The sequence below is a fragment of the Streptomyces sp. NPDC032091 genome, assembly GCF_055580265.1.
This window is the reverse complement of sequence record NZ_JBVILR010000012.1, coordinates 212,025-228,498: the sequence shown is the minus strand read 5'-3', so window position 1 is coordinate 228,498 and position 16,474 is coordinate 212,025. Positions and strand designations below refer to the sequence as shown.

The window sequence follows — 16,474 nt, the reverse complement described above, 5'->3', positions numbered from 1 at the left end:
CCGGCCCGTCACACCCGCACCCGGTCGAGGCCAATGGCTTCACGCACTGGCGTGAAGCAGTGAATCACTGCTTCAATCCTTGCCATGCCCTACCGCCGACCACCCGCCGTACAGGCCCGGCTCGACGCCCGTCGCGACCGGGTCCTGGAGGCCGCCGTCCGCCTGCTCTCCCGGGAGGGGTACGCCGGCTGCTCCGTCGCCGCCATCGCGGCCGAGGCCGGCATCTCCACCGGCAGCGTCTACCAGTCGTTCTCCGGGAAGTCCGAGCTGGCCGCCGCCCTGTTCCGGACCCTCGTGGCCCGGGAGGTCGAGGCGGTGACCGCCGCCGCGGACCGCCCCGGGACGGCCGCGCAGCGGGTGGCGGCGGCCGTCGAGACCTTCGCCTCGCGCGCGCTCCAGGCCCCCCGGCGGGCCTTCGCCCTGCTCGCCGAGCCGGCCGACCCGGCCGTCGACACCGAACGCCTCGTCTTCCGGCGGGCGTTCCGCGACGTGTTCGCCCGGCAGGTGGCCGCCGGTGTCGCCGCCGGCGAACTGCCGCCGCAGACGGCCGAGCTGACGGCCGCCGCGCTGGTCGGCGCCATCGCCGAGGCGCTCGTCGGACCGCTCGCCGACGGCGACGCGGCCCCCGGCGAGGTCATCCCGGGCCTGATCACCTTCACCCAGCGTGCCCTTGGAGGACACGATGCCGCAGACGCATGAGGTCACCAACCAGGTACCGCCGCAATACGGTTATGACGCGGCCGACGACCCCGCCCTGCTGGAGGCCCTCGACCGCGAGGGAGCCGGCTGGGCCGCCCCCGAGCTCCACCGCCTCGGCGTCCTCGCCGGATCCGAGCAGGCGGCCGAGTGGGGCCGGCTGGCCAACGAGAACGAGCCCGTCCTGCACACCCACGACCGCTACGGCCACCGCGTCGACGAGGTCGAGTTCCACCCGTACTGGCACGAGCTGATGAACACCGCCGTCTCGCACGGACTGCACGCCGCCCCCTGGGCGCAGGACGAGCCGGGCGCACACGTCGCCCGCGCCGCCAAGTTCATCGTCTGGAGCCAGGTCGAGGCGGGCCACACCTGCCCCGTGTCCATGACCTACGCCGCCGTCCCGGCCCTGCGCGCCGCGCCCGCCCTCGCCGAGTGGCTGGAGCCGCTGCTCACCTCCCGTACCTACGACTTCGGGCTGCGCCGGCCCGACACCAAGCGCGGGCTGATCGCCGGCATGTCGATGACCGAGAAGCAGGGCGGCTCGGACGTCCGCGCCAACACCACCACCGCCGTCCCGGCCGGGGACGGCACGTACCGGCTGACCGGGCACAAGTGGTTCACCTCGGCCCCCATGTCGGACGTCTTCCTCACCCTGGCCCAGGCCCCCGGAGGCCTGTCCTGCTTCCTGCTGCCGCGGGTCCTGCCCGACGGCACCCGCAACCGGCTGCACCTCCAGCGCCTCAAGGACAAACTGGGCAACCGCTCCAACGCCTCCTCCGAGATCGAGTACGACGAGGCCTTTGGCTGGCTGGTGGGGGAGGAGGGGCGCGGGGTCCCGACCATCATCGAGATGGTCAACACGACCCGCCTCGACTGCGTCCTCGGCGGGGCCTCCGGGATGCGGCTCGGCCTGGTCCGGGCCGTCCACCACGCCACCCACCGGCGGGCGTTCGGCAAGGCCCTGATCGACCAGCCCCTCATGCGCAACGTCCTGACCGACCTGGCGCTGGAGTCCGAGGCCGCGACCGCCGTCGCCCTGCGCCTGGCCGGGGCCACCGACCGGGTCGCGCGCGGCGACGAGGACGAGGCGCTGCTGCGCCGCCTGGGCCTGGCCGTCACCAAGTACTGGGTGTGCAAGCGCGCACCCGCGCACGCCGCCGAAGCCCTCGAATGCTTCGGCGGCAACGGCTACGTCGAGGACTCGGGCATGCCCCGGCTCTACCGGGAGGCGCCGCTGTCCTCCATCTGGGAGGGCTCGGGCAACGTGGCCGCCCTGGACGGGCTGCGGGCGATGGCCCGCCGGCCGGAGACCGTCGAGGCCTTCTTCGCGGAGGTGGGCCGGGCCGCCGGGGCCGACCGGCACCTGGACGCGGCGGTGGCCGGGCTGCACAAACAGCTCGCCGACCCCGCCGAGGCCGAGTACCGGGCCCGCCGGCTGACCGAGACCATGGCGCTGGTCTTCCAGGCGTCGCTGCTGGTGCGGCACGCCCCGGCGGCGGTCGCCGACGCCTTCTGCACCTCCCGGCTGGGCGGCGAGCACGGCGGGGCGTACGGGACCCTGCCGACGGGGGTGGACACCGGGGCCGTCCTGGAGCGCGCCCGGACGTCCGCCGTCTGAGCCGGGCCCGGTCCGGTCAGGGGTGCCGGACCGTTGCCGTGGTGGATCCGGTCGTTCCGCAGTCGCCGCCGGCGCGGCGGACGGCTTCGCGTCGGTCGGCGGCGTCGCGGCCGCGGTGTCCGGGGCCGCGGTGTCGTCGGGGCCGCAGGCCGCGACCGATCGCCTCCGGCTGCAACCGGAACGGTCGCCCGGCACGTCTGGGCCCGTGACGAGGGCCGGCCGGAGCGCCGGCCGCACCAGGAGACGGGGGCGGGACATGAGACGCGCGTACCGCAGCGCGATGCTGGTCACCACGGTGACGATGACACTCGGCCTGTCGGCCTGCCACCCGTCCGGCGACCCCGGGCCCGGGGGGCCCGAACGTCCCGCGGGTGCGACCGGGACAGCGGGGGCCACCCCCTCCGACCGTCCGCCGGCCACCGGCGGATCCACCGGTGCGCCCCGCCCGACCGGCGCCCCCGGCACGGGCTCCCCGGCCGGCCCCGCACCCACCGCGCACACGGGCGCCGCCCCCTTCGCGCGGACGGGCGTCCCGTGGAACCTCGACCGGCTCGACCAGCGCACCCGCCCCCTCGACGGCCGGTTCGCGGCGGCCGCCGACGGCAGCGGCGTCCACGTCTACGTGCTGGACACCGGCCTCGACGTCAAGCACCCCGAGTTCGCGGGCCGGGTCACCGCGGGCGCCGACTTCGTCGGGAAACCCGACACCGGGGACTGCGCCGACAGCAGCGGACTCGGGCACGGCACGTTCGTCGCCGGCATCATCGGCGGCCGCACCTACGGGGTCGCTCCCAAGGCCCGGCTCGTACGCGTCCAGGCCATCGGCTGCGAGGAGGGCGGCGGCAGCAGCGGCCCGGGCGAGGACGCACCGTTCGCGGACGAGGCGTCGATCGTCAAGGCCGTCGAATGGGTGACCGCCCACGCCCAGCGCCCGGCCGTCGTCAACATGTCCCTGAACCTCAAGACCCGCTCGCCCGCGCTCGACGCGGCCGTACAGCACCTGGTGGAATCCGGGATCCCGGCCGTCGTCGCGGCGGGCAACTTCAACGACGACGCCTGCGGGCACTCGCCGGCCGGCGCCCACGGTGCCATCGTGGTGGCCGCCGCCACGGCCGACGACCACCACTGGCGGGACACCGAGTCCTTCGGCTCCGGACACGGGTCCTGCGTGGACCTGTACGCACCCGGAGACAAGATCACCTCCGCGGTGGCGGGCGACACCGGCACCGCCACCAGCGACTCCGCCGCCACATCCTGGGCCACCCCGCACGTCACCGGCGCCGTGGCCCTCTACCTCTCGGCGCACCCCGCCGCCACCCCCGCCCAGGTCCGCACCTGGCTCACCACCCAGGCCGACCGCGACGCCCTGACGTCCGTCCCCCCGGGCACCCCGAACCGCCTGCTCAACACCTCGGGGATCTAGACCGTCCCCTCTGGATCTTCCGATCGTTACGCACGGGCAACTTCGGACAAAGGAGAGCTCGTGAAGCCGCGTATCCGATTCGCCGTCATGGCCACGGCACTTGCTGCCGTCTTCGCGGCAGCCGTTCCCGGTGCCGGGGCGGCCGAACCCCGGACCCATTCGGAAACGACCCCCGCAGCCGCAGCCGCAGTCGGTCCGTTCCAGGTCAGGAACCAGGGCACGGGCCGCTGCCTGGGCTTCCCGTCCGGTGAGGACCGGACGCGGGTGTGGGACTGCACCACCGAGGCGTACCAGCTCTGGGACCTGGCGGCCGACGGCCGGGGCCGCTACCACCTGGTCAACCGCAGGGACGGCCGCTGCCTGGCGGGCTACGCCCAGGGCCCGAGCGGCTGGGCGACCTGGCTGTCCACCTGCGACCGCGACTTCACCAACGTCGACCAGCTCTGGTACGTCGACCCCGCCCACCAGTCCGACCCGGCACGCATCGCGAACCTCTACGGCCGGGTCCTGGAGCCCGACCGCGGCTGGAACGGCGCGAACCGGTCTCCCGTCGTGACCAACGACAACCAGGGCCTGCCGAACCAGAAATGGACCCTCAAGTACGTCCAGTGAGGTGATCCACGGGAGGCACCCCGGGAGCCCGCGTGGGAAAGGCGTGCGGGTGGAGGGACAAGCCGCGCAACCGTGGCTCCGGGGGCGATCCGGGCGCGTTGCGCGGCTTCCGGCCTACCGGCGTCATTCCCCTCATCGGCCTCCTCGCCCTTCCCCGACCCCACCGAAGGCTCGGGGATCCCGTACGGCTGGAGCGAGAGCCAGGCCGTTCCGGGCCGCGGGGGCTCCTGGGGGTCAGATCGGCGGCAGCAGGTCGCTGTCGCTCACGGTGTACGTCAGCTCGGGGTAGACGAAGTCCGTCTCCCTGTTCTCGCGGCGCCGCAGCCCGTAGAACTCGTTCCGCTGCTCCTCGTCGGCCGGCAGCAGGCGCGCGCCCTGCGGGAGGTAGGCGTGGCCGTCGCGGTACCGGACGCGGGTCTTCGAGGTCCGGAAGGTCACGCCCAGCCAGAGGTTGTCCGCCGCCGGGACGGGCGTCTGCGCCACGATCCTGTGCCTGAGCCGCCGGTTCACGGTGGTGGAGAACGCCACCACGCCGTGGTGGGCGAGGGGGATCTCGAACGTCTCGGCGTCCCGGCCGTCCGCGTCCTTCGCGGCGAAGACCAGCTTCCGCAGCGGGCCGGCGTCGGGGTCCCGGTAGCAGGAGAAGACGGCGATGAACGACTCGTCGGCCAGATCGAGGGCCTGGTCGCAATGGGCGCCCATGGTCGTGTAGGCGTTCGTGTAGCACTCGGCGAGGGCGTTGTCGAAGTCGACGGCGAGCCCCGCGCATTCCCGGACCTGCCGCGCCAGCCGTTCGTGCACCGCCCGGAATCGCAGCGCCGGGCTCGCGTACCGCGTGGTCGTGCGGACCAGCGGCACACCGTCCGCCCCCTCGCCGGCCCGGGTGAGCACGGCGCCGCGCCGGCCCTTCCCCACGTCCTCCATCGGCGTCGACGCGGACAGCTGCGCGAACCAGTCCTCGTCGGCCGGCAGCGAACACCGGATGATCTGCTCCGCGATGCTAGGCGTGGGGGGCACTGTAGTCTCCCGTGTTCATGCTGAAAGTGAACGCGTCGCCGTAGTCGACGAACGACGCGCTCCTGTTCTCCTCGGCGTACAGCGCGCGCAGCTCGTCCATGCCCGCCGGGGTCGGCGGGCCCAGCTCCACCAGGTCCCCCGCCTCCTTGAGGTACGTCCGCCCGTCCTGGTGGACGGCTTCGGCGTCCGAACAGCGCACCACGTATCCCAGCCGGGTCGGGAGCAGCCCCGCGTCCAGGGGCGAGGGCCGGATCTCGTGCGTGTACAGGCGGTTGGTGGACAGCGGCATGAAGAACACGGAGCCGGGGTGCAGGGTCACGGTGAACTCGGCGGGCAGCGCGCCCTGCGCGCCCCCGGCGCCCGCCGCTTCCGGCTCCTTGAGCCGGAAGCGGAGCCGGGTCAGTCCGCTGACCCCGTTCACGCCGTGGTCGAAGGCGTCCTCGTCCAGCGGCCGCAGCCCGTCGAGCCGGTCGTAGAAGGTGCAGAAGGCCATGATGCCGTTGACCGGCATGTCCTTGGTCTTGTCGGCGTGGGCCGAGATCCTGGCCTTCGACTGCTTGCGCTCCGCCGTGGCGGCGGTGTTGTGGTAGATCTGCGCGAGCACGTGGTTCAGCGGTGCGGGGTTGCGGAAGACGGCGGCCGCCTCGCGGTTGAGGGCCTCGACGATCCGCGTGTCGGTCGGGCGGAAGTTCTCCGTCGGCCCCGAGAGGTTCGTGGAGCACCGGAGCAGGCGAAAGTGCAGCGCGTCGCCGCTCCGGGTGACCGGCGTCAGGTAGATGCCGCTGCGGTGCGCCGTTCCCGGCTTGGTGGACTCCGTCAGCGACTGGAACGCGTGCTCCGCGCGGATCCGGCCGAAGTGATCGGCCGCGGGGTCGAAGAAGCGGCGGTAGTGCACGCCGACGCCGTGGACGCGCTGGGGCACCCGGCCGAGGCCGACCACGGTCCAGGGGGCGTCGGGGTCGTCCTCGTCGTAGCCCGTCGCCAGCTCCCGGACGACGAACACCCGGTCCGCCGACCGGAGTCGGTCCCGGCTGATGCCGGACACGTCGCCGCACAGGTAGAGGGTCTTCCGCGTGAGGTCGGCGGAACCGGAGGAGAGGTCCTCCGCGGTGACCGTCGAGCCGAAGAAGTCCGCGACCGGGCCGGCGCCGCCCCGCAACGCCGCGGGCACGACCAGGAGGGTGTTCGCGTCCTCGATACGGGCTTCGGCCGGCCGCCCCGTCGTGGACGTCGAGCGGCAACCGCCGCCCGGGTGCGGGCGGGAGGCGTCATCCATGGTGCGGCCCTTCCTGAACTGACGTACGGACAGCGGACAGGGACCATTGTGCAGGGGCCCCCGCACGGGACGTACGGGGGCTCGGTGCGCGAAGGTCAGGGGGCCGCCGTCACGGGCCCGAGGGCGTGGACGGGCGGCGCGGGGCGGGCAGGGTGGCTGCGAAGGCGTTCGCCTGGACGAGGTAGGCCTCGCGGAAGTCACCGGTGCCGGTGGCCTCGTCCATCAACTCCTCGAACGTGCCGGACTCGGCCAGGCGGCCCTCCTTGAGGACGTGGATCAGGTCGGCGTGCCGGACCGCGTGCAGCCGGTGGGTGATCAGCACGATCGTCTGCCCGGTGGCGGCCTGTTCGCGGATCCGGTCGAAGACCCGCTGCTCCGCCAACGGGTCCAGGGCACTGGTCGGTTCGTCCACGATCAGGATCGCCGCGCCGCGGTAGTGGGCGCGGGCGATGCCGATGCGCTGCCACTGGCCGCCCGAGATCTGGTGCCCGCCGCGGTAGCCGCGGCCCAGCAGGGTCGCCAGGCCCCGGGGGAGCGCGGCCAGGACCTCGTCGGCGCCCGAGAACGCGGCCGCGGTCTCCACCGCGTCGTCGCGGATCGGCTCGCCGGGACGGCCGATGCCGATGTTCACCCGCGCGGTGAACGGCCAGTTGTAGAAGTTCTGCGACATCAGGGCCACCCGCCCGAACACCTGGCTCCGGTCGGCGGTGCGGGCGTCGACGTCGTCCCACCGGATCGTGCCGCCGCCCTCGTCCGGCTGGTACAGCCCCGACAGCAGTTTGACCAGCGTCGACTTGCCCGACCCGTTCTCCCCGACGAGGGCCACGACCTTCCCCATGGGGAAGGCGAGGGACACCTCCCGCAGGGCCGGCTCCGGCGATTCCCCCGGGCCGGCCGGATAGGTGAACGTGACCTTCTCGAACCGCACTTCGCGCACCCGCTCGGGCAGGGCGACGCCGCCGCCCGGGATGGTACGGCCCTCCGCCTCCGCGCACAGGCGCGTGAAGTCGGCGACGAACAGGCTCTCCTGGTAGAGCTCGGTGACCTGGAGGACCAGCCGGTCCAGGCTGGAGGCGCCGGTACGGATCGCGAGCACGGCCGTGCCGGCGACCGCCAGGTCCATCCGGCCGGCCCACAGCAGCAGCCCCAGCGCCCCGTACGTCGCCAGGGCCGCGACCCCGCCGGCCGCGTCGGCGATCAGCCCGGTGCGGGCGGCCCGCCGGGCCAGCCGGGTCTGCTCGCGCTCGTTGGTCTCGGCCATGCCGCGGAAGTGGGTGAGCAGGAACGGGCCGACGCCGTGCACCCGCACCTCCGCGGCGGCCTGCTGCTGGGTCAGGAGCTGGCCCAGCAGATGGCCGGCCCGGGCGTGCTGGAGGAAGGAGTGGAAGGAGACGTAGCGCTGCCGGCTGATGACCAGCGCGCCCCAGGCGCTGGGCAGCGTCATCAGCACCAGCAGGGGCAGCAGCAGCGGATGCAGCACGGTCAGCACGCCGGCCGCCGCGATCAGCGACACGGCCGAGTTGAGCACGTCGGTGCAGTAGCGGATCATCCGGCGGGCCGAGTCGGCGCCGTAGCGGGCCGCGTCCAGCAGCCGGTGGAACTCGTCGTCCTCGATCGACGTCAGCTCCACCCGGTGGCCCAGGGCCAGGTACTGCTCGGTGGCCAGCCGCTGCACCTTGGGCTCCAGCGCACCCGTCGCCGCCGTCGAGGCCGACCGGAGCACCGAGCCGAGGACCCCGGTCACGGCGACGACGACCAGGGCGGGCACCGACCCGGTGAGCCGCGCCGTGGTGGGGCCGGAGGCCATCAGGTGGCCGAGGGCCGAGTTCACCGCCACCAGCCCGGCCGCCTGGGCGACGCCGCGGCCCAGCTCGGCGCCCAGGAGGGTCCGCAGGGCCGGCGCGTCGGCCCCGCGGGCGAGGCGTAACGCGGTGCCCACCATCGCCGGCAGGTCCCGGGCCATCCGCCACAGCCCGAGCTCCAGCCAGGCCCCCTCGTGCTGGTCCCAGCCGACGTCGTACCCCAGGGGGCCGCCGAACAGCAGCCGCTCCGACTCCGACACGTCGGGGGCGGCGGGCGCACGCCCGCGCCGCCGGCTCACGCCGCCCTCCGGCGGCCCGCCGGGCCGTGGCCGTGGCGGCCGGGGGCGGCGTCAACCCGGCGGACGCGGGGAGCGCCCGGTGGGGCCAGGGGAGGGGCGTGTTCGATTGTGCGGGGGTGGGCGGGGCGGGCGGGCACGGTGTCCACGGCATCCTCCGGACGGGCGCACGACTGGTACTGGTGCTCCAGGAACGCCCCCCGGAACGGGCCCGTCACGGGGTCTGGGGCGGCAGTCGGTGAACGGATGTTCCCGTGGCTCCCGCAGGGCTTGCGGCCGCTGCCCGGGCGGCGTTGAAACTCGCTCGAACAGGGCGGGGTCACCCGCCCGGGGGGTTTGCGGGTCCGCTGCCCGAGGACGAGATGTCAGTGGGGTCTGCCAGGGTGTGCCTCGTGGATGAACGGGTGGAACGTGTCGACGGTCAGGATCGCGTGCTGGGGGTGGTCAGCCGGGGGGAGGCCATCCGGGAGGGTTGGCTGCACCGGGTTGCCGTGACGGTGTGTCGTGATGAGCGGGGACGGATCCTCGTCCACCGGCGGTCGGAGCGGGTGGGGCGCTTCCCCGGGCTCCATGAGGTCGGGGTCGGTGGCGCCGCGCATGTCGGCGAGTCCTATGAAGAGGCCGCCGCGCGGGAGCTGGCCGAAGAGCTGGGCGTGCGTGCGCGGCCGCGCCTGCTGTTCACGTTCGTCAACCGCGGCGGTTTGAGCCCTCACTGGCTCGGTGTGCACGAAGCCGTGGTGCCGGACGCGGTGGTCCCCGATCCCGACGAGGTCGCCTGGCACGGCTGGCTGACCGAGCCGGAGCTGCGGGCGGCCCTGCCGCAGTGGCGCTTCACCCCCGACAGCCACGAAGCCTTCAGCCGCTACCTCGCGTTCCGGACCGCACGGCCCTGACCGTGCCCGACTAACGGTGGAGCCGGCTCGGCCAGTCCTGGGGGACGCGGCCGGCGGGGCCCGGCGCCGGCTGGTCCGCGGGGTGGGCGTCCGGCGGGGCGAGGCCGGGCCCGGACTCGTACAGGGAGTCGGCGGAGTAGTCCCAGAACCACGCCTCGCCCGGCTCGAAGCTCTGCACCAGGGGGTGTCCGGTGGCCTTCCAGTGTGCGGTGGCGTGCTGGGCGGGGGAGGAGTCGCAGCAGCCCACGTGCCCGCACTGGGCGCAGCGCCGCAGGTGGAACCACCAGCCGCCGACCGCGTCGCAGTCCGCGCAGCCGGTGCCGCTGGGCGCGGCCCCCGGGTCGATGCCGTCGATGCCGGTCATGTGTGCTCCTCCGTGGTCTGGGTTCCGGGCTCCGGTGCGGTCAGGGGCAGCAGGACGCGGAACCGGGTGTCCCCCGGTACCGATTCGACCTGGAGCGTGCCGTGGTGCTTGTTGACCACGATCCGCCAGGAGATGTCCAGGCCGAGCCCCGTGCCCTCGCCGACCGGCTTGGTGGTGAAGAAGGGGTCGAAGATCCGGTCGCGGATCTCCGCGGGCACCCCGGGTCCGGTGTCGCGGAACTCCACCAGCAGCCGGTCGCCCTCGCGCGCCGTACGGACCGTCAGGGTGCCCACGCCGCCCGCACTCCCGATGGCGGACACGGCGTTGTCGATGAGGTTGGTCCACACCTGGTTCAGCTCCGCCGGGTAGGCCGGCACCTCGGGCAGGGTCCGGTCGTACTCCTTGACCACCCGCACCCGTGGGCCGATCTTGCCGGAGAGCATCAGCAGGGTGCTGTCGAGGAGTTCGTGGACGTCGGCCTCACGGTGCGGGGCGCGGTCGAGCTGCGCGTACTGCCTGGCGGCGTCCACCAGGTGGGAGACGCGGGTGGTGGCGTCGTCGATCTCGTCCATCAACAGCTCGGTCTCCACCGTGTAGTTGAGCCATCCCACCGCCCCCGGCAGGATGTCCTGGGCGACGGTCGCCGCGACCTGCTCCAGCCAGTCCGTGTCCAGCCCGGCCTGGACGAAGGCCGGCGCCATCCGCCAGCCCTCCGCGATGCCGTGGTCCTCCAGCCAGTCGGCCAGCTCGTCCTCCCGGTCGGAGGCCTCCAACGGGCTCAGCACCGGCGCCTTGGCGACACGTTCGGCGGTGCGCTCCTGGATCTCGATGAGCGCGGCGAGCGCCTCGCGCGAGTACGGGCCCCGGGCGATGACGGCCAGCTTGTGCCGCATCTTGCCCACCCGCTCGCGCAGCGCGGCCGTGGCCCGCACGGCCGCGGCCGCCGGGTTGTTGAGCTCGTGCGTGAGCCCGGCCGACAACGAGCCGAGCGCCAGCAGGCGTTCGCGCTGCCCGATGGCCCGCTGGGTGTCCTTCGCACCGAAGAAGAGGCCCTCCAGCAGGTGCGCAGCCATGGGGAACCACTCCTGCATGATGTCCGCGAACGACTGCGCCGACAGCACGAAGAACCGCGTCGGTCCCGTCACCCGCATCGAGTTGACGTACGTCTGCGGGACCCGGTCACCCAGGTACGCCTGCATCGCCCCCGCGTACACCCCGGGCTGGGAGGTCCGGCTCACCTCCACGTCGTCGCCACCGACCCTGCGGGACAGCACGACCGTCCCTTCGATCATCACGTAGAAGCAGGTGGCCGGCTCGCCCTCGGTGTACACCGGACCGGCCTCGAAGCGCTCCACCCGGCCCTCGGCGCACAGCCGCCCGAGCTGCGCCGGCGTGAGCTTCTCGAACAGGAACAGCGAGGCGATCTCCCGCGGGTCGCAGGACGCCTCCCGCGCGCTCACGACTGCTCCAGGTAGCGGTGGACGAGCATGACGGCCATGGCACCCTCTCCGACCGCTGACGCGACGCGCTTCGCCGACTGGGCACGCGCGTCACCCGCCACGAACACCCCGGGGACGCTGGTCTCCAGGTGGTACGGCGGCCGGTCCAGCTCCCACTCGGCCGGCGGCCGCCCGTCCGGCGTGAGGTCCGGCCCGGCCAGGATGAACCCGTGCTCGTCGCGCAGCACCGTCCCGTCCAGCCAGTCGGTCAGCGGGGCGGCACCGATGAAGACGAACATCCACTGCGCGTCCACGCCCTCCGTCGCCCCCGTCACGGCGTCTCGCAGGACCAGCCGCTCCAGATGGCCCTCGCCGTGCGCCGCGTCCACCACGGTCCTGGGCCGCACCGTGATGTTCGGCGCCTCCTCGATCTGCTGGACCAGGTAGTACGACATGGACGCCGTCAGGGACTCCCCGCGCACCAGCAGCGTCACCGACTTCGCGCCCCGGGCCAGGAAGACCGCCGCCTGCCCCGCCGAGTTCGCCCCGCCGACGACGTACACGTCCTGCCCCTCGCAGGACGCCGCCTCGGTGAGGGAGGAGCCGTAGTACACGCCCCGCCCGGTGAGGTCCGCGCAGCCCGGGGCCGCCAGTTGACGGTAGGACACCCCGGTGGCGAGGATGACGCTGTGCGCGGCGACCGACGAGCCGTCCGAGAACCGTACGACGCGGGCCGGGCCGTTCACCTCCAGCCCCGTGACCTCGCGCGCCGTGAGGATCTCGGCGCCGAAACGGGTGGCCTGGCGGCGGGCGCGCTCGGTGAGCTGGGCACCGGAGACCCCGTCCGGGAAGCCGAGGTAGTTCTCGATGCGGGAGCTCTGCCCGGCCTGCCCGCCCGTAGCCGACCGCTCCACCAGGACGGTCCGCAACCCCTCGGACGCCCCGTACACCGCCGACCCCAGCCCGGCCGGGCCGCCGCCGATGACGACCAGGTCGTAGAACGCGGCGGCCGGCGTGGTCGCGAGCCCCACGCGGGCGGCCAGCTCCGGCACCTCCGGCTCGATCAGCGCCGCGCCGTCGGCGGTGACCACCAGGGGCAGCCGCAGCCCGTCCGCCCCGGCAGCCTCCAGCAGCCGCCGCCCCTCGGGCTCGTCGGAGGAGTACCAGCGGTAGGGCACCTGGTTGCGGGCCAGGAACTCCCGCACCTCGGAGGAGCGCGCCGACCAGCGGTGCCCGACCACCTTGGTGGCCGGCACCGGCCGGTGGTCGCTGGAGCGCCAGGCGGTGAGCAGGTCGTCCAGGACGGGGTAGAGCTTCTCCTCCGGCGGGTCCCAAGGTTTGAGCAGGTAGTGGTCGAGGTCGACGACGTTGATCGCGTCGATGGCGGCGTGGGTGTCGGCGTACGCCGTCAGCAGCACCCGCCGCGCCCCCGGGTACACGCCGAGGGCCCGCTCCAGGAACTCGACGCCGTTCATCTGCGGCATCCGGTAGTCGGCGAGGAGCACGGCGACCAAGTCGCCCCGCAGCTTCAGCTCGCGCAGCGCCTCCAGCGCGGACTCCCCGGACTCGGCGCGCACGATCCGGTAGCCGCCCCCGTAGCGCCGCCGCAGGTCACGGGCGATGGCACGGGACACCACCGGGTCGTCGTCCACCGTGAGGATGACGGTCCGCGCCGCATCGCCGGCCTGTGCCATGTTCCTCCGCCCTGCGCGCTCGGGACGACCGGCACGCGAGGGCCGCCCGCGCCGGCTCCAGCCCATCGTAGGTGCGATCGCCTGAGACTGCCCCGGCACGCGACGGCCCGGGCAGGCTGCCGCTCGGGTACGCGGCCGCCCGGGTACGTCACCCCGGCGGCACGCGACCGCCCCGGCACGACCGCCCCGGTACGTGGCCGGGCCGCGGGGCCCGGCGGGGGCTCAGGCGGTGAAGGAGCCGTGCCGGCCGGCCCCGGAGGCGAAGCGGGCGGCGCCCGTGAGGGTCTCGCCCGCCGCCAGGGGCACCCTCCCGTGCCGCAGCTCGTTGGCCAGGGCCTCGGGCTCGGCCAGCCCGTGCTGCTCCCGTACGGAGAGCCGGTCGTGGCGCAGGCACAGCTGCGGGAACCCCGCGATCTCCCGCGCGAGCTCCTCGGCCGCCGCCCGGGCCCGCCCGGGCGGTACGAGCCGGTTGGCCAGCCCGATCGCGTGGGCCTCCGCGGCCGGGACCGGGCGGCCGGTCAGGATCAGGTCCATCGCGCGGCTCTCCCCGATCAGCCGCGGCAGCCGCACGGTGCCCCCGTCGATGAGCGGGACCCCCCACCGGCGGCAGAACACCCCGAAGACCGCGTCCTCCTCCACCACCCGGAGATCGCACCACAGGGCCAGCTCCAGCCCGCCCGCCACGGCGTGGCCCGCGACGGCCGCGATCACCGGCTTGGTCAGCCGCAGCCGCGTCGGCCCCATCGGGCCGTCACCCTCGGGTTCCACGCGGTTGCCGCGCCCGGTGCCCACGGCCTTGAGGTCGGCGCCCGCGCAGAACGTCCCACCCTCGCCCCACAGCACCGCGACCGCCGCCCCCTCGTCGGCCTCGAACTCCCGGAAGGCGTCCGCCAGCAGCCGTGCCGTCGGCCCGTCCACGGCGTTGCGTGCCGAGGGCCGCGACAGCACCACCGTGGTCACGGGCCCGTCCCGCTCGACGCGGACGGCGGGGGCGGCGGCATCGGGTTCGGTCATGGCGGCATTCTCGCGGGGGAGCGGCCCGTTGACCACCTTCGGCCGAAGACCCCGCACGACCGCGGACGTCCGACGTCCGGCCGCCCGCGCCCCGGCTCAGCCGATTCGCCGGGCCCCCGCCGACGGTACGGCCTCCAGTACCGCCGGTGCGTGGAAGCCGGCGGCCGCGAAGGCGGCCGTCACGGCTTCGGACACGGTCCCGGCCCCGTCGGCCCGCACCAGGGCGATCACCGAGCCGCCGAAGCCGCCCCCCGTCATCCGGGCGCCCAGCGCACCCGCGGCCACGGCGGCCTCCACCGCGAGGTCCGTCTCCGGGCAGGAGACCCCGTAGTCGTCCCTCAGCGAGGCGTGACCCTCCGTCAGGAGCGGTCCCAGCCCCTCGGGTCGCCCGGCCGTCAGCCGGTCCACCGCCCGGCCCACCCGGGCGTCCTCCGTGACCACGTGCCGCACCAGCGGCACCAGCGCGGCCGGCAGCCGGTCCAGCGCCGCGGGCAGCTCCGCCTCCGAGAGGTCCCGCAGGGCCGGCAGGCCCAGCAGCCGCGCCGCCCGTTCGCAGCCGGCCCGCAGGGCCGCGTACGCCCCGTCCGCCAGGTCGTGCTGGACGCGCGTGTCGAGCACCAGCAGCCGCAGCCCGTGCCCCCCGAGGTCGAAGGGCACCTGCCGGACCTCCAGGCTGCGGCTGTCCAGGTGCAGGGCGCTGCCCTCGGCGCAGCAGACCGAGGCCATCTGGTCCATCACCCCGCAGGGCACCCCCGCGAACGCGTTCTCGGCGTACTGGGCCACCCGTGCGAGCTCCGGCCGCTCCAGACCCAGCCCGTACATCTCCTCGTACGCGACGGCCACCGCGCACTCCAGCGCCGCCGACGAGGACAGCCCGGCCCCCGCCGGAACGGTGCTGTCGACGTGCAGGTCCGCGCCCCCGACGGGCAGCCCCCGCTCACGCAGCGCCCACACCACCCCGGCCGGGTAGCGGGCCCAGCCGGGCACGGAGCCCGGGGCGAGGTCCGCCACCCGCAGCTCGGTGACCCGGCCGTCGCCCTGGGCGCTGTGCAGCCGCAGCAGCCCGTCGGCGCGGCGGCGGGCGGCGAGCACGGCGGCCTGCGGCAGCGCCATGGGCAGGCAGAAGCCGTCGTTGTAGTCGGTGTGTTCGCCGATCAGGTTGACCCGGCCCGGGGCGGCCCAGAGCCCCTCGGGGGCCCGGCCGTGGACCCGCTCGAAGTCCCGGCGCACCCGCGCGTTCACCGGGCCTCCCGCAGCCGCCGCGCCGCCGTCTCGGGGGACACGTCGTTCATGAAGGCGTCCATCCCGGACTCCGTCCCGGCCAGGTACTTGAGCTTGTCGGCGGTCCGCCGGACGGTGAACAGCTCCAGGTGCAGGGCCAGTTCCTCCCCGCCGTGCAGCGGGGCCTGGTGCCAGGCGGCGATGTACGGGGTGGGCTCCGCCAGCCCGAAGAGCCGGTCGAAGCGGCGCAGCAGCTCCAGGTACAGGCCGGGGAACTCGGCCCGTTCCGCCTCGTCGAGCCGGGTCAGGTCGGGCACCCTGCGGTGCGGGTACAGGTGGACCTCGTAGGGCCAGCGGGCGGCGTACGGGACGAAGGCCGTCCAGTGCTCCCCGGCCAGGACCAGCCGTTCCCCGGCGGCGCGGGCCTGCGCGAGGAGGTCCTCGAACAGGTTCCGCCCGGTGGCCGCCCGGTGCGCGGCCGCCGCCGCGAGGTGCTTGGCCGTGCGGGGGGTGGGCGCGGTGAAGGCGTAGATCTGGCCGTGCGGATGGGGCAGGGTGACGCCGATCTCCGCGCCCCGGTTCTCGAAGCAGTACACCTGCGCGACGCCGGGGCGGGCGGAGAGCGCGGCGGTCCGGTCGGTCCAGGCGTCCAGCACCAGCCGGGCCCGCCCGGGCGTGAGGTCGGCGAACCCCGCGTCGTGCTTGGGGGTGAAGCACACGACCTCGCAGCGGCCGGCGGTGCCGGAGAGCGAGGGGAAACGGTTCTCGAAGATGGCCACCTCGTAGTCGTCGGCCGGGATCTCGCTCGGCCGGCCCTCCCGCGACGGGCACAGCGGGCAGGCGTCGGCGGGCGGGTGGTAGGTGCGGGTCTGCCGGTGGGCGGCGATGGTGACCCAGTCGCCGGTGGCCGGGTCCCGGCGCAGCTCCGGGGTGCTCTCGACGCGCTCCAGGGGGCGCGGGTCGCGGGCCGTGCGGTCACGGCCGGGGGCGCTGTCGTAGTAGATGAGCTCGCGGCCGTCCGCGAGCTCGGTGACGGTCGTGTACACGTCCTCGCCTGTCTGTCGGGGGAGTGCGCGGGGCGGAAGGGGTCGGGAGGGGCGATCGGG

Annotated in this window: 14 protein-coding genes; 5 read left to right on the top strand and 9 right to left on the bottom strand. The window is 74.5% G+C overall.

Annotated features, from left to right (window positions below; translation table 11 throughout):
• The first annotated feature begins 84 nt into the window (after window positions 1–84).
• The 4 genes from ACZ5NJ_RS21230 to ACZ5NJ_RS21215 all read left to right on the top strand — a co-directional run bounded on the left by ACZ5NJ_RS21230 (window position 85) and on the right by ACZ5NJ_RS21215 (window position 4,352).
• A complete protein-coding gene (locus ACZ5NJ_RS21230) occupies window positions 85–699 on the top strand; it encodes a TetR/AcrR family transcriptional regulator (RefSeq protein ID WP_468766627.1) in 615 nt (204 codons plus the stop codon).
• Window positions 683–2,317, top strand: a complete 1,635-nt coding sequence (locus ACZ5NJ_RS21225) for an isovaleryl-CoA dehydrogenase (RefSeq protein WP_468766626.1) — start codon at window positions 683–685, stop codon at window positions 2,315–2,317. The genes ACZ5NJ_RS21230 and ACZ5NJ_RS21225 overlap by 17 nt, the downstream gene beginning before the upstream one ends.
• A 256-nt stretch (window positions 2,318–2,573) precedes the next feature.
• A complete protein-coding gene (locus ACZ5NJ_RS21220; RefSeq protein WP_468766625.1) occupies window positions 2,574–3,740 on the top strand; it encodes a S8 family peptidase in 1,167 nt (388 codons plus the stop codon).
• Between the two features lie 60 nt (window positions 3,741–3,800).
• Window positions 3,801–4,352 (top strand): RICIN domain-containing protein, encoded by a 552-nt coding sequence (locus ACZ5NJ_RS21215; RefSeq protein WP_468766624.1) that lies wholly within the window; start codon window positions 3,801–3,803, stop codon window positions 4,350–4,352.
• Window positions 4,353–4,586: 234 nt separating this feature from the next.
• On the opposite strand, the gene ACZ5NJ_RS21210 is transcribed toward ACZ5NJ_RS21215, so the two are convergent.
• The 3 genes from ACZ5NJ_RS21210 to ACZ5NJ_RS21200 all read right to left on the bottom strand — a co-directional run bounded on the left by ACZ5NJ_RS21210 (window position 4,587) and on the right by ACZ5NJ_RS21200 (window position 8,746).
• On the bottom strand, window positions 4,587–5,369 hold the full coding sequence (locus tag ACZ5NJ_RS21210; RefSeq protein ID WP_468766623.1) for a hypothetical protein: 783 nt from the start codon (window positions 5,367–5,369) through the stop codon (window positions 4,587–4,589).
• On the bottom strand, window positions 5,353–6,645 hold the full coding sequence (locus tag ACZ5NJ_RS21205; RefSeq protein WP_468766622.1) for a hypothetical protein: 1,293 nt from the start codon (window positions 6,643–6,645) through the stop codon (window positions 5,353–5,355). The genes ACZ5NJ_RS21210 and ACZ5NJ_RS21205 overlap by 17 nt, the downstream gene beginning before the upstream one ends.
• A 109-nt stretch (window positions 6,646–6,754) precedes the next feature.
• Complete coding sequence (locus ACZ5NJ_RS21200; protein WP_468766621.1) at window positions 6,755–8,746, bottom strand: ABC transporter ATP-binding protein; 1,992 nt, start codon at window positions 8,744–8,746, stop codon at window positions 6,755–6,757.
• A 359-nt stretch (window positions 8,747–9,105) separates the two neighbouring features.
• Between ACZ5NJ_RS21200 and ACZ5NJ_RS21195 the strand changes: the two genes are divergently transcribed.
• Window positions 9,106–9,636 (top strand): NUDIX domain-containing protein, encoded by a 531-nt coding sequence (locus tag ACZ5NJ_RS21195; protein WP_468766620.1) that lies wholly within the window; start codon window positions 9,106–9,108, stop codon window positions 9,634–9,636.
• A gap of 10 nt (window positions 9,637–9,646) precedes the next feature.
• Here ACZ5NJ_RS21195 and ACZ5NJ_RS21190 read toward each other — a convergent pair whose 3' ends face one another.
• The 6 genes from ACZ5NJ_RS21190 to galT all read right to left on the bottom strand — a co-directional run bounded on the left by ACZ5NJ_RS21190 (window position 9,647) and on the right by galT (window position 16,414).
• The gene (locus ACZ5NJ_RS21190; protein WP_468766619.1) at window positions 9,647–10,000 is read right to left on the bottom strand and encodes a UBP-type zinc finger domain-containing protein; all 354 of its coding nucleotides are present in this window, start codon (window positions 9,998–10,000) and stop codon (window positions 9,647–9,649) included.
• Window positions 9,997–11,460 carry an ATP-binding protein gene (locus ACZ5NJ_RS21185; RefSeq protein WP_468766617.1) on the bottom strand — a complete coding sequence of 488 codons (1,464 nt, stop codon included), beginning with the start codon at window positions 11,458–11,460 and terminating at the stop codon, window positions 9,997–9,999. Before ACZ5NJ_RS21185 ends, ACZ5NJ_RS21190 begins: the two co-directional genes overlap by 4 nt.
• Window positions 11,457–13,133 carry an NAD(P)/FAD-dependent oxidoreductase gene (locus ACZ5NJ_RS21180; RefSeq protein ID WP_468766615.1) on the bottom strand — a complete coding sequence of 559 codons (1,677 nt, stop codon included), beginning with the start codon at window positions 13,131–13,133 and terminating at the stop codon, window positions 11,457–11,459. Before ACZ5NJ_RS21180 ends, ACZ5NJ_RS21185 begins: the two co-directional genes overlap by 4 nt.
• 222 nt (window positions 13,134–13,355) lie before the next feature.
• Window positions 13,356–14,147, bottom strand: a complete 792-nt coding sequence (locus ACZ5NJ_RS21175) for a crotonase/enoyl-CoA hydratase family protein (protein WP_468766614.1) — start codon at window positions 14,145–14,147, stop codon at window positions 13,356–13,358.
• A gap of 96 nt (window positions 14,148–14,243) precedes the next feature.
• Window positions 14,244–15,389, bottom strand: coding sequence for a galactokinase (gene galK, locus ACZ5NJ_RS21170; protein ID WP_468766613.1), 1,146 nt, complete (start codon window positions 15,387–15,389; stop codon window positions 14,244–14,246).
• Window positions 15,386–16,414: a galactose-1-phosphate uridylyltransferase gene (gene galT, locus ACZ5NJ_RS21165; RefSeq protein ID WP_468766612.1), complete on the bottom strand. Its 1,029-nt coding sequence runs from the start codon at window positions 16,412–16,414 to the stop codon at window positions 15,386–15,388. The genes galK and galT overlap by 4 nt, the downstream gene beginning before the upstream one ends.
• Window positions 16,415–16,474 lie beyond the last annotated feature (60 nt).

Coding starts and splice junctions, on each gene's coding strand:
- ACZ5NJ_RS21205 (WP_468766622.1), bottom strand. CDS start 6,645: ATGGATGACGCCTCCCGCCCGCACCCGGGCGGCGGTTGCCGCTCGACG.
- ACZ5NJ_RS21230 (WP_468766627.1), top strand. CDS start 85: ATGCCCTACCGCCGACCACCCGCCGTACAGGCCCGGCTCGACGCCCGT.
- ACZ5NJ_RS21225 (WP_468766626.1), top strand. CDS start 683: ATGCCGCAGACGCATGAGGTCACCAACCAGGTACCGCCGCAATACGGT.
- ACZ5NJ_RS21175 (WP_468766614.1), bottom strand. CDS start 14,147: ATGACCGAACCCGATGCCGCCGCCCCCGCCGTCCGCGTCGAGCGGGAC.
- ACZ5NJ_RS21180 (WP_468766615.1), bottom strand. CDS start 13,133: ATGGCACAGGCCGGCGATGCGGCGCGGACCGTCATCCTCACGGTGGAC.
- ACZ5NJ_RS21190 (WP_468766619.1), bottom strand. CDS start 10,000: ATGACCGGCATCGACGGCATCGACCCGGGGGCCGCGCCCAGCGGCACC.
- ACZ5NJ_RS21195 (WP_468766620.1), top strand. CDS start 9,106: ATGTCAGTGGGGTCTGCCAGGGTGTGCCTCGTGGATGAACGGGTGGAA.
- ACZ5NJ_RS21220 (WP_468766625.1), top strand. CDS start 2,574: ATGAGACGCGCGTACCGCAGCGCGATGCTGGTCACCACGGTGACGATG.